Source organism: Proteus sp. fly-1067 (assembly GCF_040139345.1).
GTDB classification, from domain to species: domain Bacteria; phylum Pseudomonadota; class Gammaproteobacteria; order Enterobacterales; family Enterobacteriaceae; genus Proteus; species Proteus vulgaris_B.
In genome coordinates this window covers 77,068-95,757 of record NZ_JBEEUL010000003.1, presented here as the reverse complement: position 1 = coordinate 95,757, position 18,690 = coordinate 77,068, and the positions used below count along the sequence as shown (strand labels likewise).

Sequence of the window (18,690 nt, the reverse complement as noted above, 5' to 3'; positions counted from 1 at the left end):
TCGTGAATTCAGGAAATTACTTGCAATGACACAGAGTTTAAATCAGTTAGAGTATCGTGATGAATTTATTCGTCGCCATATTGGTTCATCACCAGAACAGATTAAAGAGATGCTCAGTGCTGTTGGCGTCTCCTCATTAAATGAATTAACCCAAAAAATTGTTCCAGATAATATCCAACTAGATACTCCACCAAATGTGGGTGCTGGAGCAACAGAGCAAGAAGCCTTGGCTGAACTTAAAGCCATTGCCAGCCAAAATAAGCGTTTTACTTCTTATATTGGTATGGGTTATGCGCCTTCTGTATTGCCTCCCGTGATTTTACGTAATTTATTAGAAAATCCAGGCTGGTATACCGCTTATACACCGTATCAGCCAGAAGTGTCTCAAGGCCGCCTTGAATCACTGCTGAATTTCCAACAAGTCACTATTGATTATACGGGAATGGATCTCGCTTCTGCGTCGTTACTCGATGAAGCAACGGCTGCCGCTGAAGCAATGGCGATGGCAAAACGTGTAAGCAAACTAAAAAATGCAGATCGTTTCTTTGTCGCTGATGATATTCATCCCCAAACCCTAGATGTGGTAAAAACACGCGCAGATACCTTTGGTTTTGAGGTTGTTGTTGATAAAGCGGAAAAGGTATTAGAGCTTGAAGGTGTTTTTGGTGTGCTATTACAACAAGTTGGCACAACAGGTGAAGTTCATGATTACAGTAAGTTATTGGCTGAACTGAAAGAACGCAAAATTATTACGAGTGTTGCTGCCGATTTAATGGCGCTGGTGGTATTAACAGCGCCAGGTCATCAAGGTGCTGATATCGTATTAGGTTCAGCACAACGTTTTGGTGTACCAATGGGATACGGTGGCCCTCATGCGGCATTCTTTGCTTGTCGTGATGAATATAAGCGAGCAATGCCTGGTCGTATCATTGGTGTGTCTCGTGATGCAGCAGGTAATCGTGCATTACGTATGGCAATGCAAACACGAGAACAGCATATTCGTCGTGAAAAAGCCAACTCCAATATTTGTACATCTCAAGTTTTACTTGCCAACATTGCTGCTATGTATGCGGTTTATCATGGGCCTGAAGGGTTAAAAACCATCGCTCAACGTATTCATCGTTTAACTGATATTTTGGCTGCGGGTTTACAACAAAATGGCATGACCTTACGCCATCAAACTTGGTTTGATACCTTAACGGTTGAAACAGCAGATAAAGCCGCTGTATTACAACGTGCAAAAGACGCTGAAATTAACTTGCGCACGGATATTGTGGGTGCCGTTGGTGTCACATTAAGTGAAATAACAACTCGTGAAGATGTATTAAAGCTTATTGAGATCCTTAGTGGTAAAGCATTAGTAGGTGATATTGATACACTTGATAAACAAGTCGTTTCATCTTCAGCATCTATTCCCGCGTCTATGCTACGTAAAGACACTGTGTTAACACATGAAAATTTTCATCATTATCACAGTGAAACTGAAATGATGCGTTATATGCATCGTTTAGAAAATAAAGACTTAGCTTTAAATCAAGCAATGATCCCATTAGGTTCATGCACGATGAAACTAAATGCGGCTGCTGAAATGATCCCAATTACATGGCCTGAGTTTACAGAGCTACATCCATTCTGCCCAGCCTATCAAGCGAAAGGCTATCAGGTGATGATTGGACAATTGGCTAATTGGCTTGCTGCATTAACCGGTTATGATGCAATGTGTATGCAACCAAACTCTGGGGCTCAAGGGGAATATGCGGGTCTATTAGCAATCCGCCGTTATCACCAAAGTCGTGGTGATAATGCACGTCATATCTGTTTAATTCCAAGCTCTGCACATGGTACTAACCCTGCGTCTGCACATATGGCAGGCATGACTGTGGTGGTTGTTGGTTGTGATGACAATGGCAACATTGATATTGCAGACTTAAAAGCCAAAGCAGAAAAACATCAAGCTGAACTCTCTTGCGTAATGGTGACATATCCATCAACACATGGTGTTTACGAAGAAGGTATTCGTGAAGTTTGCGAGATTATTCATCAATATGGCGGACAAGTTTATCTTGATGGTGCCAATATGAATGCGCAAGTAGGGATAACTACACCAGGCTTTATTGGCTCTGATGTTTCTCACTTAAACTTGCATAAAACCTTCTGTATCCCCCATGGTGGTGGTGGTCCTGGTATGGGGCCTATTGGTGTGAAATCACACTTAGCACCATTTGTACCGGGGCATTCTGTTGTTGAAATGGAAAATGTCACCACACAAGGTGCAGTTTCTGCTGCCCAGTTCGGTAGTGCTTCAATATTACCAATTAGTTGGATGTATATTCGTATGATGGGGTCGCAAGGGCTTAAACAAGCAAGCCAAGTGGCAATCTTAAATGCGAACTATATTGCACAACGTTTGAAAAATGACTATGACATTCTTTATGCTGGCGCTGATGGTTATGTCGCACATGAATGTATTATCGATATTCGCCCATTAAAAGCGAATTATGGTATCAGTGAAATGGATGTGGCTAAGCGTTTAATTGATTATGGATTCCACGCTCCAACCATGTCCTTTCCTGTTGCGGGTACATTGATGATTGAGCCGACAGAATCAGAAAGTAAAGTAGAAATTGACCGCTTTATTGAAGCGCTGCTTTCTATCCGAGCTGAAATTGCACAGGTAGATAAAGGCGTATGGCCAATTGGTGACAATCCATTAGTTAATGCACCTCATACACAATATGAATTAGTACAAGAGTGGTCACACAGTTATAGCCGAGAATGTGCTGTGTTTCCAAGTGAAGCAACGAAACAAAGCAAATATTGGCCAGCGGTTAAACGTCTTGATGATGTATATGGCGATCGTCATTTACATTGTTCATGTGCGCCAATTAGTGATTACGAATAAGCTTTAATCTAACAATATTTCTAAATTAAATACCGATGGTTAAGTTAGCCATCGGTATTTTTTTGTTGTTACTTCAACCAGCCTTTTTTCTGCGCCTCTAATAATTGAGGGTAGAGATATTGCCAAAACTCTGGCCACTGTTTTTCAATAAACAGGTTGCGCGCTAATACTTGTTCTAAGCGGATATTATTTTCCACCCAACTTTGACCTTCATTATGTAAGTTCATCAGCATTGGCATGGCGCGATCAAGAATATTAGCAAACTGAGATTCAGGTGTTTCAGCAGCATCATATTCCAGCCATAAATTGAGGAAATATTCACTTTGTGGGGATGGTAATAAAGCAAAAATGCGTCTTGCGGCTTTTTGCTCGTGTTCTTTGATTGCTTCACGAGCAGCAACGTCATACACCATAACGTCACCAGCGTCGATCTCAACGATATCGTGGACTAAAGCTAATTGAATAGCACGTCCCATATCAATATTGCCTGCATAAGGTTGGAAACTCATTGCGGCAACCGCAAAATGCCAGCTATGTTCTGCCGTATTTTCAGAACGGCTATTGTCTAACACATTATTTTTACGATAAACACGTTTAAGTTTATCTAATTCCATAATGAAATTAATAGTCTCTGAAAAGGGGCCAAAAGCCCCATTAGGTTGTTGTGTCATAAAAATCCATTCTGATTTAAATAAGAGTTACTCTTCTTCTAAAGAATAAGGAAGAGGTTTAATGGATAAGCGACTGATGTTGTCGCCTTGGACACGAAATACGCTGTCAGCTTCCATGTCGTTATTCATAATAACTTCTGTAAGGATAGTATTGTCAGCCATACGTACAGCACTTAATACAGTGCCCGTTTTACGCCATTTATCTTCACCCAATTGCCACTCAATACTACCGCCAATTTCTGGTAACTCAGTACTACCACCAGATAATAGATACATAGCACGTTTATTGGCACCTCTGAACTTCGCACGAGAGACCATTTCTTGACCAGTATAACAGCCTTTTTTAAAGCAGATGCTCAGAGGTAATGCTTGTAGGTTTGTTGCTTGAGGTAAGAACTGTTCGATATTTGGGGTATCAATAATAGGGTATCCAGCTTCAATATCTAAAGCTAACCATTGTTCACTATCACTTGTTTCAGCTTTTAATGTCGTGGCTAGATTTTTTGCTGTTTCTTCGTCAGTGACAATTAAGAAGCGCTCAGTAGGTAAAGGTAATTGAAGAATATAAGTATTATCGTGATTAACGACTTCATTCGCTTTGCGAGGAATATTAGGAAAATAGTCAGCTAAAGCCTGAGCTGCGCCTTGCCCTGCTAATCCTAATAATACGGCTTGTGTATTTTCGGCTAGGGTTATTTTTGAAAATACTGCGTATTTCTTTAATTCAGTCAGTTGTTTTTGTGCGACATTCTTACGCAAAATATAAGCAAAACCGTCTTGCATATGGAAAAAGCGTAATGTGCTCCACATTTTTCCTTTTGCTTCACAGTGTGCTGATAGTGTATGCGTGGTTGCAGGAAGTGCTGTAATATCGGTTGTTAATTGGCCTTGTAGATATTTTTCACTGTCAGCACCGGTTGCTGTTATCAGTGACCATTCATCTAAAGAAATCAGTGTTAACGGTAAATTGATTGCCGCATGAGGGCGTTTAGCCTGAGTCGAATTTTGAGTCATGATGTCACCAGCGATTAAATTAATCAGATACATCAGTTATGGTAAAAGAGTCACGAGACAATGCAAGTCATTATTATTTATAACGCACAGAAAATGAACCTGACAGATGACCATTAAGAGTGTATTCAATATGGTGTCTATGAGACGAAACCTGCAAACTGTGATCATTTTGATGTTAAAAATTTCGTGATAAGACTATCATCGAGGTAGGAAGAAATCGTAGTATTTCTTGATTTGAACAATGTAAAGAGCAGAGTATGACTATCGATATAGAGAATAAAGCACGAATTAACTGGGCATGTCGCCGTGGAATGCGCGAGCTGGATATTTCTATCATGCCTTTTTTCGAAAATGAGTACGATACGTTATCTGATAACGATAAAGCGCTTTTTGTTCGTTTACTCGAATGTGCAGATCCTGATTTATTTAACTGGTTAATGAATCATGGTCGTCCTGACGATGAATCGCTCTATTATATGGTGAAGTTAATCCAAGAGCGTAATCGGGCGAGAATGGCAGAGATCGTTGATAAATATTAATAAAAAAAACGTATAAAATCAGCGATAGGCTAAATAATAATTTTTATTGGTTATAAAGACGCCTTTATTATCTAATAAAGGCGTTTTTTATTTTTATATAAAAATAATATTAGTTATGTTCTAAAATGTGATGAAATAAAAAACAGGTTTGCGATAAAAATGCGTGTTATCTCTATAAATCATCGTTTAAATGATCTTTTTTCATGATTATCTTCTGAGTATTTAGTAAATCAGGTATGCTCATTTTATTAAAACAGCAATTTAAAAAGAATAAAGATTACGTACTTATTATTAAATTGTTTTTTTGATTAAGTATAAAATAGTCATAAATAATAAAAAATTAAATCTAAAATGTAAGGTAAACTATTTACAAGGTTAAAAAAGAAGTTACATTATAAATAGGTTATTCTTTAACGTTATTTATATCGGTATAGAACTAAAGCAGGAGTTAATATAACTCGTGATCTTATGGAAATCGCATCTTACAGTGTCATGGTTTACACAACTCTTTTCAACGGCAATCTATGTTGCTTTTGAAATAGGCTTATTGCTATATCCATGGCCTCCCGATTTTATTTATATTTGGGTGCCTTTGTTACTATTTTTGATTGGAAGCTGGTATTTTACGCAAAAAAATATTAGTCGAATCAAAGGTGATTTTGCTTTACTGAATGGTAATCGAGTGCAATGGAAACTTCATGAGTGGCAAATTACAAAGCGTCCCTGGATTAGTCGATTTGGTACTCAAATAACGTTGACCTCTATTTTGAATAAAAAACAAATCACGTTATGGGTCGCTTTTGATAGCATGACTGAAAATGAATGGCGTAATTTTTCGCAACTGTTAATGCAATACCCAGATATTTAATCTCTGGGCATTCTATTTATAAATTTTCTTCTATTTCACGTAAAATTTGCATACACCATTGTGATAAACGTTCATCAGTTTCTTCAAATTGATTAACGTCATCTAATGCAAGGCCAACAAAATGCTTACCATCATCTGATAATGGTTTTGGACTGACAAACTCATATCCATCAACAGGCCAGAACCCAATAAATTTAACGCCACTTGGCAATAAATGATGGTAAAGCATACCTAGTGCATCAAGAAACCATTCGCTGTAATCGACTTGGTCACCCATTCCATACATCGCAATAAGTTTGTTTTTTAAATTTAATGTTGGCAATGTTTCCCAAATGTTGAGCCAATCTTCTTGGATTTCGCCAAAATCCCAAGTGGGAATACCTAAAATAAGAATGTCATATTGCTCCATAAGCGTGATATCACACTCTTGAACATTATGAAGATCAACGAACTCTTCACCGAGAATATCACGAATTTTTTCTGCCGCCATTTCGGTGTAACAGGTGCTAGAACCGTAAAATAGACCAATTTTCATAAAGATTTTTAGGATATTTTTGCCAATAAAGGTCACTATTGTATCAGAAAAAAAGTTTTATAAGGCATAATGTAAAGGCAATAAACTAAAGAGCAGGAGAGTAAGACTGTGCCACAAACCAAATTATCGATAAAAAAAACAACGCAGACTCATGAAGATACAGATATTATCATTGAGCAATTTCTCGACAATATTTGGTTAGAACAAGGATTATCAGCCAATACACTCAGTTCTTATCGCTTAGATTTACAAGCATTAGGTCAATGGCTTATACATCATCAATCGGATTGGTTATCTGTGACCACCTTGGATTTACAATCTTTTCTCGCGACGCGTCTTGATGAAGGCTATAAAGCCAGTAGTGCTGCTCGTTTGCTCAGTACAATGCGTCGATTATTTCAATATCTTTATCGTGAAAAATTACGCTTAGATGATCCTAGTGCATTACTCTCAACCCCAAAATTGCCAAAACGTTTACCTAAAGATTTAAGTGAACGGCAAGTGGATGATTTACTTAATGCGCCTTGTATTGATGAGCCATTAGAATTACGTGATAAAGCAATGCTTGAAGTGCTTTATGCCTGTGGACTTCGGGTTTCTGAATTAGTGGGATTATCTCTTTCTGATATCAGCTTACGGCAAGGTGTATTAAGAGTGATCGGTAAGGGTGATAAAGAACGATTAGTCCCTTTAGGGGAAGAGGCTATTTACTGGTTAGAACAATATCTGCAATATGGAAGACCCACTTTAATGCAAGGAAAAACAGATGATATCGTTTTTCCTAGCCTAAGAGGGCAAAAAATGACACGACAAACTTTCTGGCATCGGATAAAACATTATGCTGTGATTGCTGGAATTGATACTGAAAAGTTATCACCCCATGTGTTGCGCCATGCATTTGCAACACATCTTTTAAATCATGGAGCAGACTTGCGTGTTGTACAGATGTTATTGGGGCACAGTGACCTCTCTACAACACAGATTTATACCCATGTTGCAACAGAGCGCTTGAAAGTGCTTCATCAGCAACATCATCCAAGGGGATAGCCACCAACACGCTGGCATTAAATAGGAATTTAAATGAAAAAGAAATTACTCTGGTTGCCAATACTATTAAGTATGGTGTCAATGCCTGTGCTTGCTGACAATGCTTCTATTGAAGCACAACTGGCTAAAATGCAAATTAAAGCAGAAAGCATTCAACCAACCCCGATTGTTGGATTAAATGCAGTGTTATCAGATAAAGGTATTTTTTATATAACTGACGATGGTAAATACCTAACAGCAGGCCCTATTTATAATATCAGCAGTGGTGAACCTGTTAGTATTGCCAATCAAGTTATTATGAAAAAAGTAGATTCACTTAAAAATGAAATGATCGTTTATAAAGCGCGTAATGAACGCCATGTGATCACCATTTTTACTGATATTAGTTGTCCTTACTGTCAAAAACTTCACCAAGAAGTACCTGAGTTAAATAAACAGGGGATAACAGTACGTTATTTAGCATTTCCTCGTAATGGTGTTGGCAATAATATAGTGAGTAAAGAAATGAATGCTGTGTGGTGTAGCGGCTTCCCTAATAAATCATTAGACAGTGCATTTAAAGGTGACAAAATTATTCCCATTGATGAATGTAAAAAAATTAATATTAATGAACATTTTAAATTAGGTACCATGATGGGAATTCAAGGTACACCTGCTATTGTGTTACCTAATGCGAGTATTTATGGCGGGTATATTTCTGCTCAAAACCTTATTGAATTATTAGATAAAAAAGAGAAGTAATCACGTTTTATGGTCACTATTGAACCGACACTACGTCGTCGAATTGCACAGGCAACCCAATTGCCGGATCACTTAGATCCTTTATTACGACAGATTTATGCTAATCGTGGAATAACATCCGAAGTTCAACTAGAACGCTCGTTAAAAGGCTTACTTCATTATCAAGCATTAACTGGAATTGAAACAGCACTTACATTGCTCATTGAGGCCTTAAAACAGCAATCTCGTATCGTGATTGTCGGTGACTTTGATGCCGATGGTGCAACCAGTACAGCACTGGCCATCAAAGCATTACGCCAAATGGGATTTAAACAAGTAAGCTATCATATTCCCAATCGCTTTGATGATGGTTATGGCTTAAGCTCTCAAGTTGTTCATGATGTTGCAAAAAAAGGGGTTGATCTCATTATCACTGTTGATAATGGCATTTCATCTTTTGAAGGTGTGGAGACTGCCCATGAATGCGGTATTCGAGTCCTAGTAACAGACCACCATTTGCCGGGGCAAACATTACCAGCTGCTGATGCGATTATTAATCCTAATTTGGCTGATTGTGATTTCTTATCTAAATCATTAGCTGGTGTTGGTGTTACTTTCTATTTAATGACGGCATTACGAGCTGAATTAGAAAAATTAGGTTGGTTTGAGCAACACAATTTAGCACGTCCAAATATGGCTGATTTTCTCGATTTAGTTGCATTAGGAACCGTGGCAGACGTCGTTCCTCTTGATGAGAATAACCGCATTTTTGTTTATGAGGGATTACGTCGTATTCGAGCTGGTCGCTGTTGTGTAGGGATAAAAGCACTTACTGAAGTTTCTCGTAAGGAGCTATCTCAGCTGGTAAGCAGTGACTTAGGTTTTTCTTTAGGGCCACGTTTAAATGCTGCGGGGCGTCTTGATGACATGTCAGTAGGCGTTGCTCTGCTTCTAACGGATAATATTGGCTCTGCGCGTGAAATTGCTAATGAACTTGATGGTTTAAATCAAACGCGTCGTGAAATTGAAGCGGGTATGCAAGAAGAAGCCTCCTCTATTTTCCGCCAATTTATGGGCACTCAACATGACTTGCCGAATGGCTTAGCGATTTATCATCCTGAATGGCATCAAGGTGTTGTGGGTATTTTAGCGTCTCGTATTAAAGAAAAATTACATCGTCCTGTTATTGCTTTTGCACCTAGCGGTGATGGTCTATTAAAAGGTTCCGGTCGTTCAATCAGTGGTGTACATCTTAGGGATGCACTAGAACGATTAAATACTTTAAACCCTGGATTAATGCTTAAGTTTGGTGGGCATGCAATGGCGGCAGGACTTTCACTTGAAGAAGATAAATTCCCGCTATTTCAGCGTCATTTTTCGTCTTTAATGTCTGAATTGGTTTCTGACGAGCAGTTGCAAGGTGTTATTTTATCTGATGGTGAACTAACAGAAAATCAATTATCGCTACCTATTGCTGAAATGCTAAGAGAAGCAGGCCCATGGGGGCAAGCTTTCCCTGAGCCATTATTTGACGGCAAATTTATGTTGTTGCAACAGCGTATTGTAGGGAGTAAGCATTTAAAAATGATGCTTCAGCCTGTAAATAGTCATCTGATGATTGATGCCATTGCATTTAATGTTGATATCAATATTTGGCCTGATAACAGTATTAAAACAGTTGAATTAGCTTATCGATTAGATGTGAATGAATTTAGAGGGCAAAGAAATGCACAATTACTTGTTGAGCACATTTGGCCTTGTTAATTCGAATAATTTAAGCAATTTATTGTGATATAAAGTAAAAGCGTTGTTATGGCAACAACTATTGAGTAGACAATTGTATATAAATGCTATAAACCCGTGGATATATCCGTTACAATATGCGGTTCAAAATTTATTCCAATTGTTTTTGAAAACAACATAAAGACGAAAAAGCATGTTTGAAATCAACCCAGTAAAACACCAAATTGAAGAAGTCTCTGAAAGAACAAATGTTCTCAGGGGGTATCTTTGACTATGATGCCAAGAAAGAGCGTTTAGAAGAAGTTAACGCTGAATTAGAACAACCTGATGTGTGGAATGAGCCAGAAAGGGCGCAAGCATTGGGAAAAGAGCGTTCATCTCTTGAGGCTATCGTAGAAACTATCGACCAATTAGACCAAGGACTAGAAGACGTTTCTGGTTTACTTGAACTAGCGGTTGAAGCTGATGATGAAGAGACATTTAACGAAGCCATTGCTGAATTAGATGTGTTAAATAAAAAGCTTGAGCAATTAGAATTCCGTCGCATGTTCTCTGGTGAATATGACAGTGCGGATTGCTACCTTGATTTGCAAGCAGGCTCTGGTGGTACAGAAGCGCAAGATTGGGCAAGTATGCTGATGCGCATGTACTTACGCTGGGCTGAATCAAGAGGCTTTAAAACGGAAATTATTGAAGAATCTGACGGTGATGTTGCAGGATTAAAATCAGCGACTATCAAAATTATTGGTGAGTACGCTTATGGTTGGTTGCGTACAGAAACAGGTGTTCACCGCCTAGTTCGCAAAAGCCCATTTGACTCAGGTGGCCGTCGCCATACCTCATTTAGCTCTGCCTTTATTTACCCAGAAGTTGATGACAATATTGATATTGAAATCAATCCAGCTGATTTACGTATTGATGTTTATCGTGCTTCAGGTGCGGGTGGGCAGCACGTTAACAAAACAGAATCTGCGGTACGTATAACCCACGTTCCTACAGGTCTTGTCACTCAATGCCAAAATGATCGCTCTCAGCATAAGAACAAAGATCAGGCAATGAAGCAGATGAAAGCGAAGTTATACGAGCTAGAAATGCAGAAGAAAAATGCAGACAAGCAAGTAATGGAAGATAATAAATCCGATATTGGCTGGGGTAGTCAAATTCGTTCTTATGTTCTTGATGATTCACGTATTAAAGATTTACGTACTGGTGTGGAAACACGCAATACACAAGCAGTGTTAGACGGTGATCTTGATAAATTTATTGAAGCTAGCTTAAAAGCGGGCCTGTGAGGAAAAACATGTCGCAACAGCAACAAGGTGCGGAGCAGGCACCTGATTTAAATAACGAACTGCAAACACGCCGCGAAAAATTATCCGCTTTACGTGATAATGGTAACGCATTCCCAAATGATTTCCGCAGAGATGCATTATCTGACGAATTACATCAAAAGTATGATGCAATGAGTGCAGAAGAGTTAGAAGCAGCGAATGTGGAAGTTGCTATTGCAGGTCGTATGATGACTCGCCGTATTATGGGCAAGGCATCTTTCGCTACATTGCAAGACATGGGTGGTCGTATTCAGCTTTATGTTTCTCGTGATGATTTACCAGAAGGTATCTACAACGAGCAATTTAAAAAATGGGATCTTGGCGATATCTTAGGTGCTCGTGGTCGTGTTTTCAAAACGAAAACAGGTGAATTAAGTGTTCACTGTACAGAAGTGCGTTTATTAACTAAAGCACTGCGCCCGTTACCGGATAAATTCCACGGTTTAGCTGACCAAGAAATGCGTTATCGTCAGCGTTATTTAGACCTGATTTCTAACGAAGAATCACGTAAAACTTTCCAAATTCGTTCACAAGTTATGGCGGGTATCCGTCAATTTATGGTGAACAAAGGTTTTATGGAAGTTGAAACGCCAATGATGCAAACCATTCCTGGTGGAGCAAGTGCACGTCCGTTTATTACTCATCATAATGCGTTAGATATTGATATGTATCTGCGTATTGCACCTGAGTTATATTTAAAACGTTTAGTTGTGGGTGGGTTTGATCGCGTATTCGAAATCAACCGTAACTTCCGTAATGAAGGGGTATCACCGCGTCATAACCCAGAGTTCACTATGATGGAACTCTATATGGCGTATGCAGATTACCGTGACTTGATTGAATTAACGGAAGAATTATTCCGTACATTAACTGAAAATGTACTGGGCTCTTCGTTAGTGAAATACGGTGACCAAGAATTTGATTTTGGCAAACCATTTGCCAAATTAACCATGAAAGAAGCTATCTGCAAATATCGTCCAGAAACTGTTATGGCTGATCTTGATGATATGGATAAAGCAGTTGCTATTGCTCAATCTATTGGTATTAAGATTGAGAAAAGCTGGGGTTTAGGCCGTGTTCAGTGTGAAATTTTTGAAGAAGTTGCAGAAAGTCACTTAATTCAACCTACATTTATCATTGAATACCCGGCAGAAGTTTCACCATTAGCTCGTCGTAACGACGATAATCCATTTATCACTGACCGTTTCGAATTCTTTATTGGTGGTCGTGAGATTGGTAATGGTTTCTCTGAGCTTAATGATGCACAAGACCAAGCAGAGCGTTTTGAAGATCAAGTTCGCCAAAAAGAAGCAGGTGATGCTGAAGCGATGTTCTTTGACCACGACTATATTACGGCATTAGAACATGGTTTACCGCCAACAGCTGGCTTAGGGATTGGTATTGACCGTATGGTAATGTTATTTACTGACAGCCACACTATCCGTGATGTCATTTTATTCCCGGCAATGCGTCCTAATAAATAATTATTATTTTAAATAAATCATTTATTTAACAAAAAATAAGTTATTGATAAAGCCACCGAAAGGTGGCTTTTTTACTTTTAATAACAAAACATTATATTTTTTATGATGACAAAATAATCATTTGAATAAGAAGGGGATTGCTGTTCAATAAAGGGGGCGTATAATCAGCAAAATCAAGTGCGGGCGTAGTTCAATGGTAGAACGAGAGCTTCCCAAGCTCTATACGAGGGTTCGATTCCCTTCGCCCGCTCCAACTTTTCATCGTGAATTTTCTTGATCCCATAAATTCGATTGCTTAATCTGTATACAACATTAAGTTGATATTTTACATACCTAATATACCAATCTTAACGCAGGAGGTTAAAATGGCTATTACAAGTAGTACGTTCGGTCGTACCATCCTGACGGGAAAAGATGCAGAACAAATGCTTAAGCAAATAAAGAACTCTAAACCTAATACTAAACATTCTTCAGAAAATGCACGCCAGGATCGCCAAGAAACATCAAAAAATGCATAGTTTAAATTTAGGCTAGGTTATTGAACTAAAATGGAATTATTACAACCTAACCTAATCATTCTTCCTTTAAATCAATATCATAGACATAAAAAATTTTAGTAGTGGTTCAAAAGAATATCAACCGCTAAAGTCTTTCATTCAAAAAGATGCCTTATTATTCCAAGATGGTTGTATCGCTCAAACATATATTGTAGTTGATGACAATATGCGAGAAGTCAAAAATAAGCCTATTGACATTTTTCCTTTCAAAGTACTAGGGTATATTACATTAACTTGTAGTTAGGTTATCCTTGCTCTACTTTTAGCTAATTAAGAATATTCTAAACCTTATCTTTCCCTTCAATTATCCTTTTATCTCTTTAATACTTCTTATTTGTTTTTCAAGTCGCTAATTTTATAGTTTGTTGATTTTAAATGATTTTTTTTGTTTTTTATTTAAGGTTATAAAAAATGATACATAAGTAACGTTTTTGCTTATCTTAACTAACCCTTTTTATGTATAGAAAACAAAAAATCAATTTATAAAAAAAATTAGTAAAAAATTAAAATAAATTGAAAAGATGTCGATAAAAGTACATTACGCCCTATTGGGATTACTTTATCTTGCTAGTTGAGAAATTCGATGCAGAAACTTCGTAACATTACTATTCGTATGATGATGATAGTAATACTGGGTACTTTATGTGTGTTATTTGGCGGTGTAAGTCTTTATAGCGCATGGTCACTATCACAAATATCTGAAGGCAATCAGGCTGATAATCAAATAATAAAGCAAATGGCCGCACTTAGTCAGGGAAATGACCAATACTTTCGTTTTACTTCACGGCTTAATCGTTTGGTAGAACAAAAAGCAGAGGGTAAAGAAGTTGACTTTGCACAAGCTCAAATCGCAATGGAGAACATGGAAAAACAGATCGAATATATGAAATCGGTTTCTCCAGGGCCTATGGATGCAAATACCTCTCAAGAATTGATGGAGATTTGGTTAGCTCTTTTTGAACAAGGAGTTAAAAAACAAATGGCACTCGCATTAAATGGCACTATTGAAGAATATGAGCAACATGCTAGAAATGTCACTCCTGCATTAAGTCGCGAATTTGGTGACATTACTGAAAAATTTAATCAAATTGCAAATATAAAAATTGATAGAACGATAGAAGAGGTTGATGAACTTATTGAAATAACTCAAATTGTTATTTTTATTAGCGCAATTTTAGGTGGGATTATTCTTATTCTCACCGACCGTTACTTGGTGTCCATGTTACAAAAACCATTAGAAAGTATTCGCCAGCATTTTGTAAAAATTACAGAGGGTGATCTTAGTCAACCACTAGAGCATTTTGGTAATAACTGTGCAGGGCGATTAATACCATTATTAAATGGAATGCAAAATAGCTTACATGAGGCAGTGAGCACTATCCGTCAGGGAAGTGACAGCATTTATCGAGGTGCATCTGAAATTGCGAAAGGGAATAATGATTTGGCATCTCGTACTGAAGAACAAGCGACGGCATTAGAGCAAACAGCCGCAAGTATGGAAGAAATTACCGCTGCGGTTAATCAAAATATGGAGCATGCTTACCAAGCAAGAGAATTAGCTGAAGTGGCGTCAGTCACTGTTGAAAAAGGTAATGAGTTAGCTGAATCTGTCGTCACAACGATGGATGGGATCTCTGATAGTTCAAGCAAAATTGCTGATATTATTAATGTTATCAATAATATAGCGTTTCAAACAAATATACTTGCACTAAATGCATCGGTAGAAGCGGCTAGGGCTGGCGCTCATGGTCGAGGTTTTATGGTAGTGGCAAATGAAGTGCGCAATTTAGCGGGAGATAGCGCAAAAGCCGCTAAAGAGATTGAAGTACTTATTGCTGACTCAACGACACGAGTGAAAAAAGGTGCCTGTTTAGTGAGTGATATGGAAAAAACAATGGAAGATATTTTGACAGGAGTAAAACAGGTTACTTCAATAATGAAAGAAATCACTATTGCATCAGAGGAACAAAGTAAAGGTATTGGTCAAGTAAGTGTTGCTATTACTCAAATGGACAGTGTGACGCAACAAAATGCCTCTTTGGTTGAACAGGTCTCAGCAGCGGCCATTTCATTAGAAAGACAGACCGAAGAATTACAATTATCAGTACAAAAATTCAATCTTGTGCATCATTAATATCGAGATACTTCCATAAGTCATGTGTCTAAGGTGGTAAGTTTTTACTCGTTAGACGCATAGATAAAATAAAAAAGATATATATAATTCTATATTTATTCAATATTGATAAACATTTACTCAATCAGTTAACCAATCATTGACTGAGTATCAATATGATAATAATTTTTCTAAATCCATTAAAAAAATAAAAAAATTTTATAAAAAACAGACTATTTATAAAGAGTAAACTCATTTATTTTATTTTATTTTATTTTATTTTTAATAAATTGTAGAATATTTTCTATTTTGTTTCTTATAGTCAATCAATCATTGATTATGTTTTCTTTAAGATGATTTTAATTTTCTAAAGGCGCTAATATAATTTACCTCAAGATAAATAATAATAATAAAAAGAGGTGTGTGGATGATATAGCGCCAGATTTTTAGATCATTTTTTTTATATATTGTTCTGTTTTGCTTATAACATCTTTGTATTGAGGATGATTAATGTAGGCATCATTGACGGTTTTGTTTATATCTTGAATTGCGACTTCTTTTTGTTTGTCTGTTAAAGTCAATAACAATGCTTTTAATACTACTTTTAATGCTGCGATTTCATACTCTATATTGACAACTTTTTTTTCCATATGCCCCTCAAAAACAATGCTACATTACTGTGTGATTAACTATTTTTTATATTAATTAATTGCTTAAGTAAAACCAAGGAAAAAATAAATCAGCCAAAAGGAGCAATAGTTTTATGATGATTTTATTGAAAAATAAAATTGGGAATATTTGAGCTAGGAAATAATAACTTAATGAATTTCACTTAAGATTGCATTAATGGGAAGAAATTAATGCATATCCTATATAACAAAAGAAGTAGGATGCAATATGCACCCTATAATATTTTGGTAAACATAAAATTGAATAACTTTCTTCACTAAGCTTGAGTGAGTTTTTTTACATATTGCTCTGTTAAGTTAATAACTTCATTAAGCTGAGGATATCGATTTGATGTGTCTTCAATTACAATAGATATATTGCCTAGCATATCTCTTCTTTGTTTATCACTTAGCGTGGAAAGTAAAGATTTGATAACAATTTTTAGTGCCGCAATTTCGCACTCAATTTCTTTTAAATTTTTATCCATGATTTACCTGCCAGTATTTAATGGATGAGTAATATAGGTAATTTTTTTGTTTATCACAATTATTGAAGTATATTATTTAGAGATGTATCGCACATTATGCCTAATATTCTAATCTAATATAAAATATTAGAAATAATTACTAATTTCTAAATTCTACCAATAAATATTGATATAGCTTTATTGATACTTTCCAACTTTTAGATGACTGAGCGATGTGGTGCATTTTGATCTTGTATCTGTTTTTATTTAAAACACTTAACTTTTGCTTATATAATAAGCATTTTAATTATAATTGTAATAAGCATCTTTTAAAGATGGTCTAAATTAGTCTTAATGTGTTGTTTAATATTTAAATGAGGAGTTATATTATTCAGTGTTATTCAGCAAATATTAAAACTTTTATCAGTAGCGATTTATTATTAGATGAAAAACAGAATACTTTATTTTTTTGATAGTCAAAAAATGAAAATAAAAAAAGAGCAATGTATTAAAAACACAAAGCTCTTTTTAGAGGTATAGATTATTGATTATTTTGTTTTACAAAAGCGACATAAGCATCAACCCAATTTTGCATAAAACGTGCTGTTTTTTCAGAAAATTCTCCATCTTCGACCATTTCATCATACCACTTCAGGTAACACTCAGGCTGATTTAAGGTCGGCATATTTAAGAAAGATAACGAGTTACGTAGATGCTGTTGTGCTATAGCTGTACTAATATTACCGATTGAAACCCCGATAATACCAGCAGGAATTTTATCCCAAGCATTCATTCCATAGGGGCGGGATGCTTGGTCTAGCGCATTTTTGAGGACACCAGGAATAGAACGATTATATTCTGGAGTGACAAAAATAATGCCTTGGCACTCTTTTACACGTTGCTTGAAACTGATAACAGTAGGAGGTGTATGATTATCATCATCTTGGTTATAGAGAGGAAGGTTACCGATATCGATAAATTCGTAAGTAAACTCTTTAGGGAATAACTTAACTAATGCATTTGCGGTTTGTTTGTTATACGACTCTTTTCTTAAACTACCGACAACAATACCTATTTTAAAATGATTCATCTTACTTCTCCTATATTGAAGGATAGAAAAAATATCAGTGACAATATCTAATACTCATTTCTTGATTTTATCTTAGTCGTTAAAGAACGAAAACAAAATATAAGCTTAATTATCACACGTAAATGGTGTAAACAAATGATAAAATTAGTATTATTATTTTTATTATTATCTGGTATTATTTTACTGAAATAAAAAATAACCATTTTATATGACAACATTTTTACTAAATAAATCCGACATTCAAAAAATGACATCTTTAGTGTGATGTAGGTAGTGTTTCAAGAAAAAATAAATGAAATGATAGGAGCACTCATTGCAACCTTGAGTGTTAGCCTATTTATTTAGTATGCAGTAGGTAATAGAAAATTATAATAAAATGGCTTAAAATGCGACAACTCATATGCTCTTATTTTTAAGTCTGATCGGGATTAAGGAAAAATGATGTCCTTATTACAAAATAAAAAGAATGTCCTTGCTGTATTTATAACAACCAGCATTCTCGCTTTATCTGGGTGTGTTTGGTCAGATCAAACACGTCCAGTTGAGACGCCAGCACCGGTGCAAGCTCAAGCAACACAGCCCGTTGCTATGACTCAGCCAGTAGCAACAGCACAACCGATTTCTATGACACCTACAGCAGGATCTGTTGATAGTGGTGTAGATGCAAGAAAATTAGGATTAGCACCACAAAGCGCTTGTATTAAACAACTTGATTCTCTAAAAACTTTTTCTCCATCGGACTATCAATCTATGATGAGTTCATTTAAAGAAATTAGTGAAATTAATGCGATGTACCGTAGTGTTCAAGACACGGCAAGTAAAGATAGCTTAGATTTACTAAAAATGAGTATTGAATCAAAAACAGAAGTTTTGTGTGCAAAAGTTCGCTATCTGTCGATTATGTCTGTTAATTCGACATTGAAAAAACTAGGTGAATAATT

At 36.5% G+C, this 18,690-nt stretch carries 17 protein-coding genes and 1 tRNA gene; 12 read left to right on the top strand and 6 right to left on the bottom strand.

From position 1 onward, the window contains the following. The first annotated feature begins 25 nt into the window (after nt 1-25). Nucleotides 26-2,902, top strand: a complete 2,877-nt coding sequence (gene gcvP / locus ABN217_RS06725; RefSeq protein WP_196554926.1) for an aminomethyl-transferring glycine dehydrogenase — start codon at nt 26-28, stop codon at nt 2,900-2,902. 68 nt (nt 2,903-2,970) lie between these two features. Here the strand turns inward: gcvP and ABN217_RS06720 are convergent, their stop codons facing one another. Then, the gene (locus ABN217_RS06720) at nt 2,971-3,573 is read right to left on the bottom strand and encodes an HD domain-containing protein (protein ID WP_196554925.1); all 603 of its coding nucleotides are present in this window, start codon (nt 3,571-3,573) and stop codon (nt 2,971-2,973) included. Between the two features lie 27 nt (nt 3,574-3,600). Further along, nucleotides 3,601-4,587 carry a tRNA-modifying protein YgfZ gene (gene ygfZ, locus ABN217_RS06715; protein ID WP_196554924.1) on the bottom strand — a complete coding sequence of 329 codons (987 nt, stop codon included), beginning with the start codon at nt 4,585-4,587 and terminating at the stop codon, nt 3,601-3,603. Between the two features lie 263 nt (nt 4,588-4,850). Between ygfZ and sdhE the strand changes: the two genes are divergently transcribed. Together sdhE and ABN217_RS06705 are read left to right on the top strand one after the other, a co-directional pair. Next, on the top strand, nt 4,851-5,126 hold the full coding sequence (gene sdhE, locus ABN217_RS06710) for an FAD assembly factor SdhE (protein ID WP_036938885.1): 276 nt from the start codon (nt 4,851-4,853) through the stop codon (nt 5,124-5,126). A 460-nt stretch (nt 5,127-5,586) separates the two neighbouring features. Then, on the top strand, nt 5,587-5,994 hold the full coding sequence (locus ABN217_RS06705) for a protein YgfX (protein WP_196554923.1): 408 nt from the start codon (nt 5,587-5,589) through the stop codon (nt 5,992-5,994). 16 nt (nt 5,995-6,010) lie between these two features. On the opposite strand, the gene fldB is transcribed toward ABN217_RS06705, so the two are convergent. After that, complete coding sequence (fldB, locus tag ABN217_RS06700; RefSeq protein ID WP_196554922.1) at nt 6,011-6,529, bottom strand: flavodoxin FldB; 519 nt, start codon at nt 6,527-6,529, stop codon at nt 6,011-6,013. Nucleotides 6,530-6,637: 108 nt separating this feature from the next. Between fldB and xerD the strand changes: the two genes are divergently transcribed. From xerD to ABN217_RS06660, 8 genes are all read left to right on the top strand, one after another. Continuing rightward, on the top strand, nt 6,638-7,576 hold the full coding sequence (xerD, locus tag ABN217_RS06695; RefSeq protein ID WP_115350651.1) for a site-specific tyrosine recombinase XerD: 939 nt from the start codon (nt 6,638-6,640) through the stop codon (nt 7,574-7,576). A 33-nt stretch (nt 7,577-7,609) separates the two neighbouring features. Continuing rightward, entirely contained in the window at nt 7,610-8,317 is a 708-nt protein-coding gene (gene dsbC, locus ABN217_RS06690; protein ID WP_072069225.1) for a bifunctional protein-disulfide isomerase/oxidoreductase DsbC, read from the top strand. Between the two features lie 9 nt (nt 8,318-8,326). Beyond that, on the top strand, nt 8,327-10,060 hold the full coding sequence (gene recJ, locus ABN217_RS06685; RefSeq protein WP_349459243.1) for a single-stranded-DNA-specific exonuclease RecJ: 1,734 nt from the start codon (nt 8,327-8,329) through the stop codon (nt 10,058-10,060). Nucleotides 10,061-10,232: 172 nt separating this feature from the next. Next, a protein-coding gene (prfB, locus tag ABN217_RS06680) for a peptide chain release factor 2 (protein WP_099074846.1) occupies nt 10,233-11,331 on the top strand; the annotation gives its coding sequence in 2 pieces (ribosomal slippage) (nt 10,233-10,307 and nt 10,309-11,331; 1,098 coding nt in all). Between the two features lie 8 nt (nt 11,332-11,339). Continuing rightward, nucleotides 11,340-12,854, top strand: a complete 1,515-nt coding sequence (lysS, locus tag ABN217_RS06675; protein ID WP_072069223.1) for a lysine--tRNA ligase — start codon at nt 11,340-11,342, stop codon at nt 12,852-12,854. Nucleotides 12,855-13,033: 179 nt separating this feature from the next. Beyond that, nucleotides 13,034-13,107, top strand: a tRNA-Gly gene (locus ABN217_RS06670). A 112-nt stretch (nt 13,108-13,219) separates the two neighbouring features. After that, nucleotides 13,220-13,372: a hypothetical protein gene (locus tag ABN217_RS06665; RefSeq protein ID WP_340893491.1), complete on the top strand. Its 153-nt coding sequence runs from the start codon at nt 13,220-13,222 to the stop codon at nt 13,370-13,372. A gap of 622 nt (nt 13,373-13,994) precedes the next feature. Beyond that, nucleotides 13,995-15,545, top strand: a complete 1,551-nt coding sequence (locus tag ABN217_RS06660; RefSeq protein ID WP_340893490.1) for a methyl-accepting chemotaxis protein — start codon at nt 13,995-13,997, stop codon at nt 15,543-15,545. 425 nt (nt 15,546-15,970) lie between these two features. Here the strand turns inward: ABN217_RS06660 and ABN217_RS06655 are convergent, their stop codons facing one another. The 3 genes from ABN217_RS06655 to ABN217_RS06645 form a co-directional block, all read right to left on the bottom strand. Beyond that, a complete protein-coding gene (locus ABN217_RS06655; protein ID WP_115350648.1) occupies nt 15,971-16,174 on the bottom strand; it encodes a hypothetical protein in 204 nt (67 codons plus the stop codon). Nucleotides 16,175-16,470: 296 nt separating this feature from the next. Continuing rightward, the gene (locus ABN217_RS06650) at nt 16,471-16,680 is read right to left on the bottom strand and encodes a sigma-S stabilization anti-adapter protein IraP (protein WP_072069219.1); all 210 of its coding nucleotides are present in this window, start codon (nt 16,678-16,680) and stop codon (nt 16,471-16,473) included. 520 nt (nt 16,681-17,200) lie between these two features. Continuing rightward, nucleotides 17,201-17,749: an NADPH-dependent FMN reductase gene (locus ABN217_RS06645; protein WP_340893489.1), complete on the bottom strand. Its 549-nt coding sequence runs from the start codon at nt 17,747-17,749 to the stop codon at nt 17,201-17,203. 441 nt (nt 17,750-18,190) lie between these two features. On the opposite strand from ABN217_RS06645, the gene ABN217_RS06640 reads away from it, so the two are divergent. Then, on the top strand, nt 18,191-18,688 hold the full coding sequence (locus ABN217_RS06640; RefSeq protein ID WP_231619267.1) for a YuaE family lipoprotein: 498 nt from the start codon (nt 18,191-18,193) through the stop codon (nt 18,686-18,688). Nucleotides 18,689-18,690: the final 2 nt, after the last annotated feature.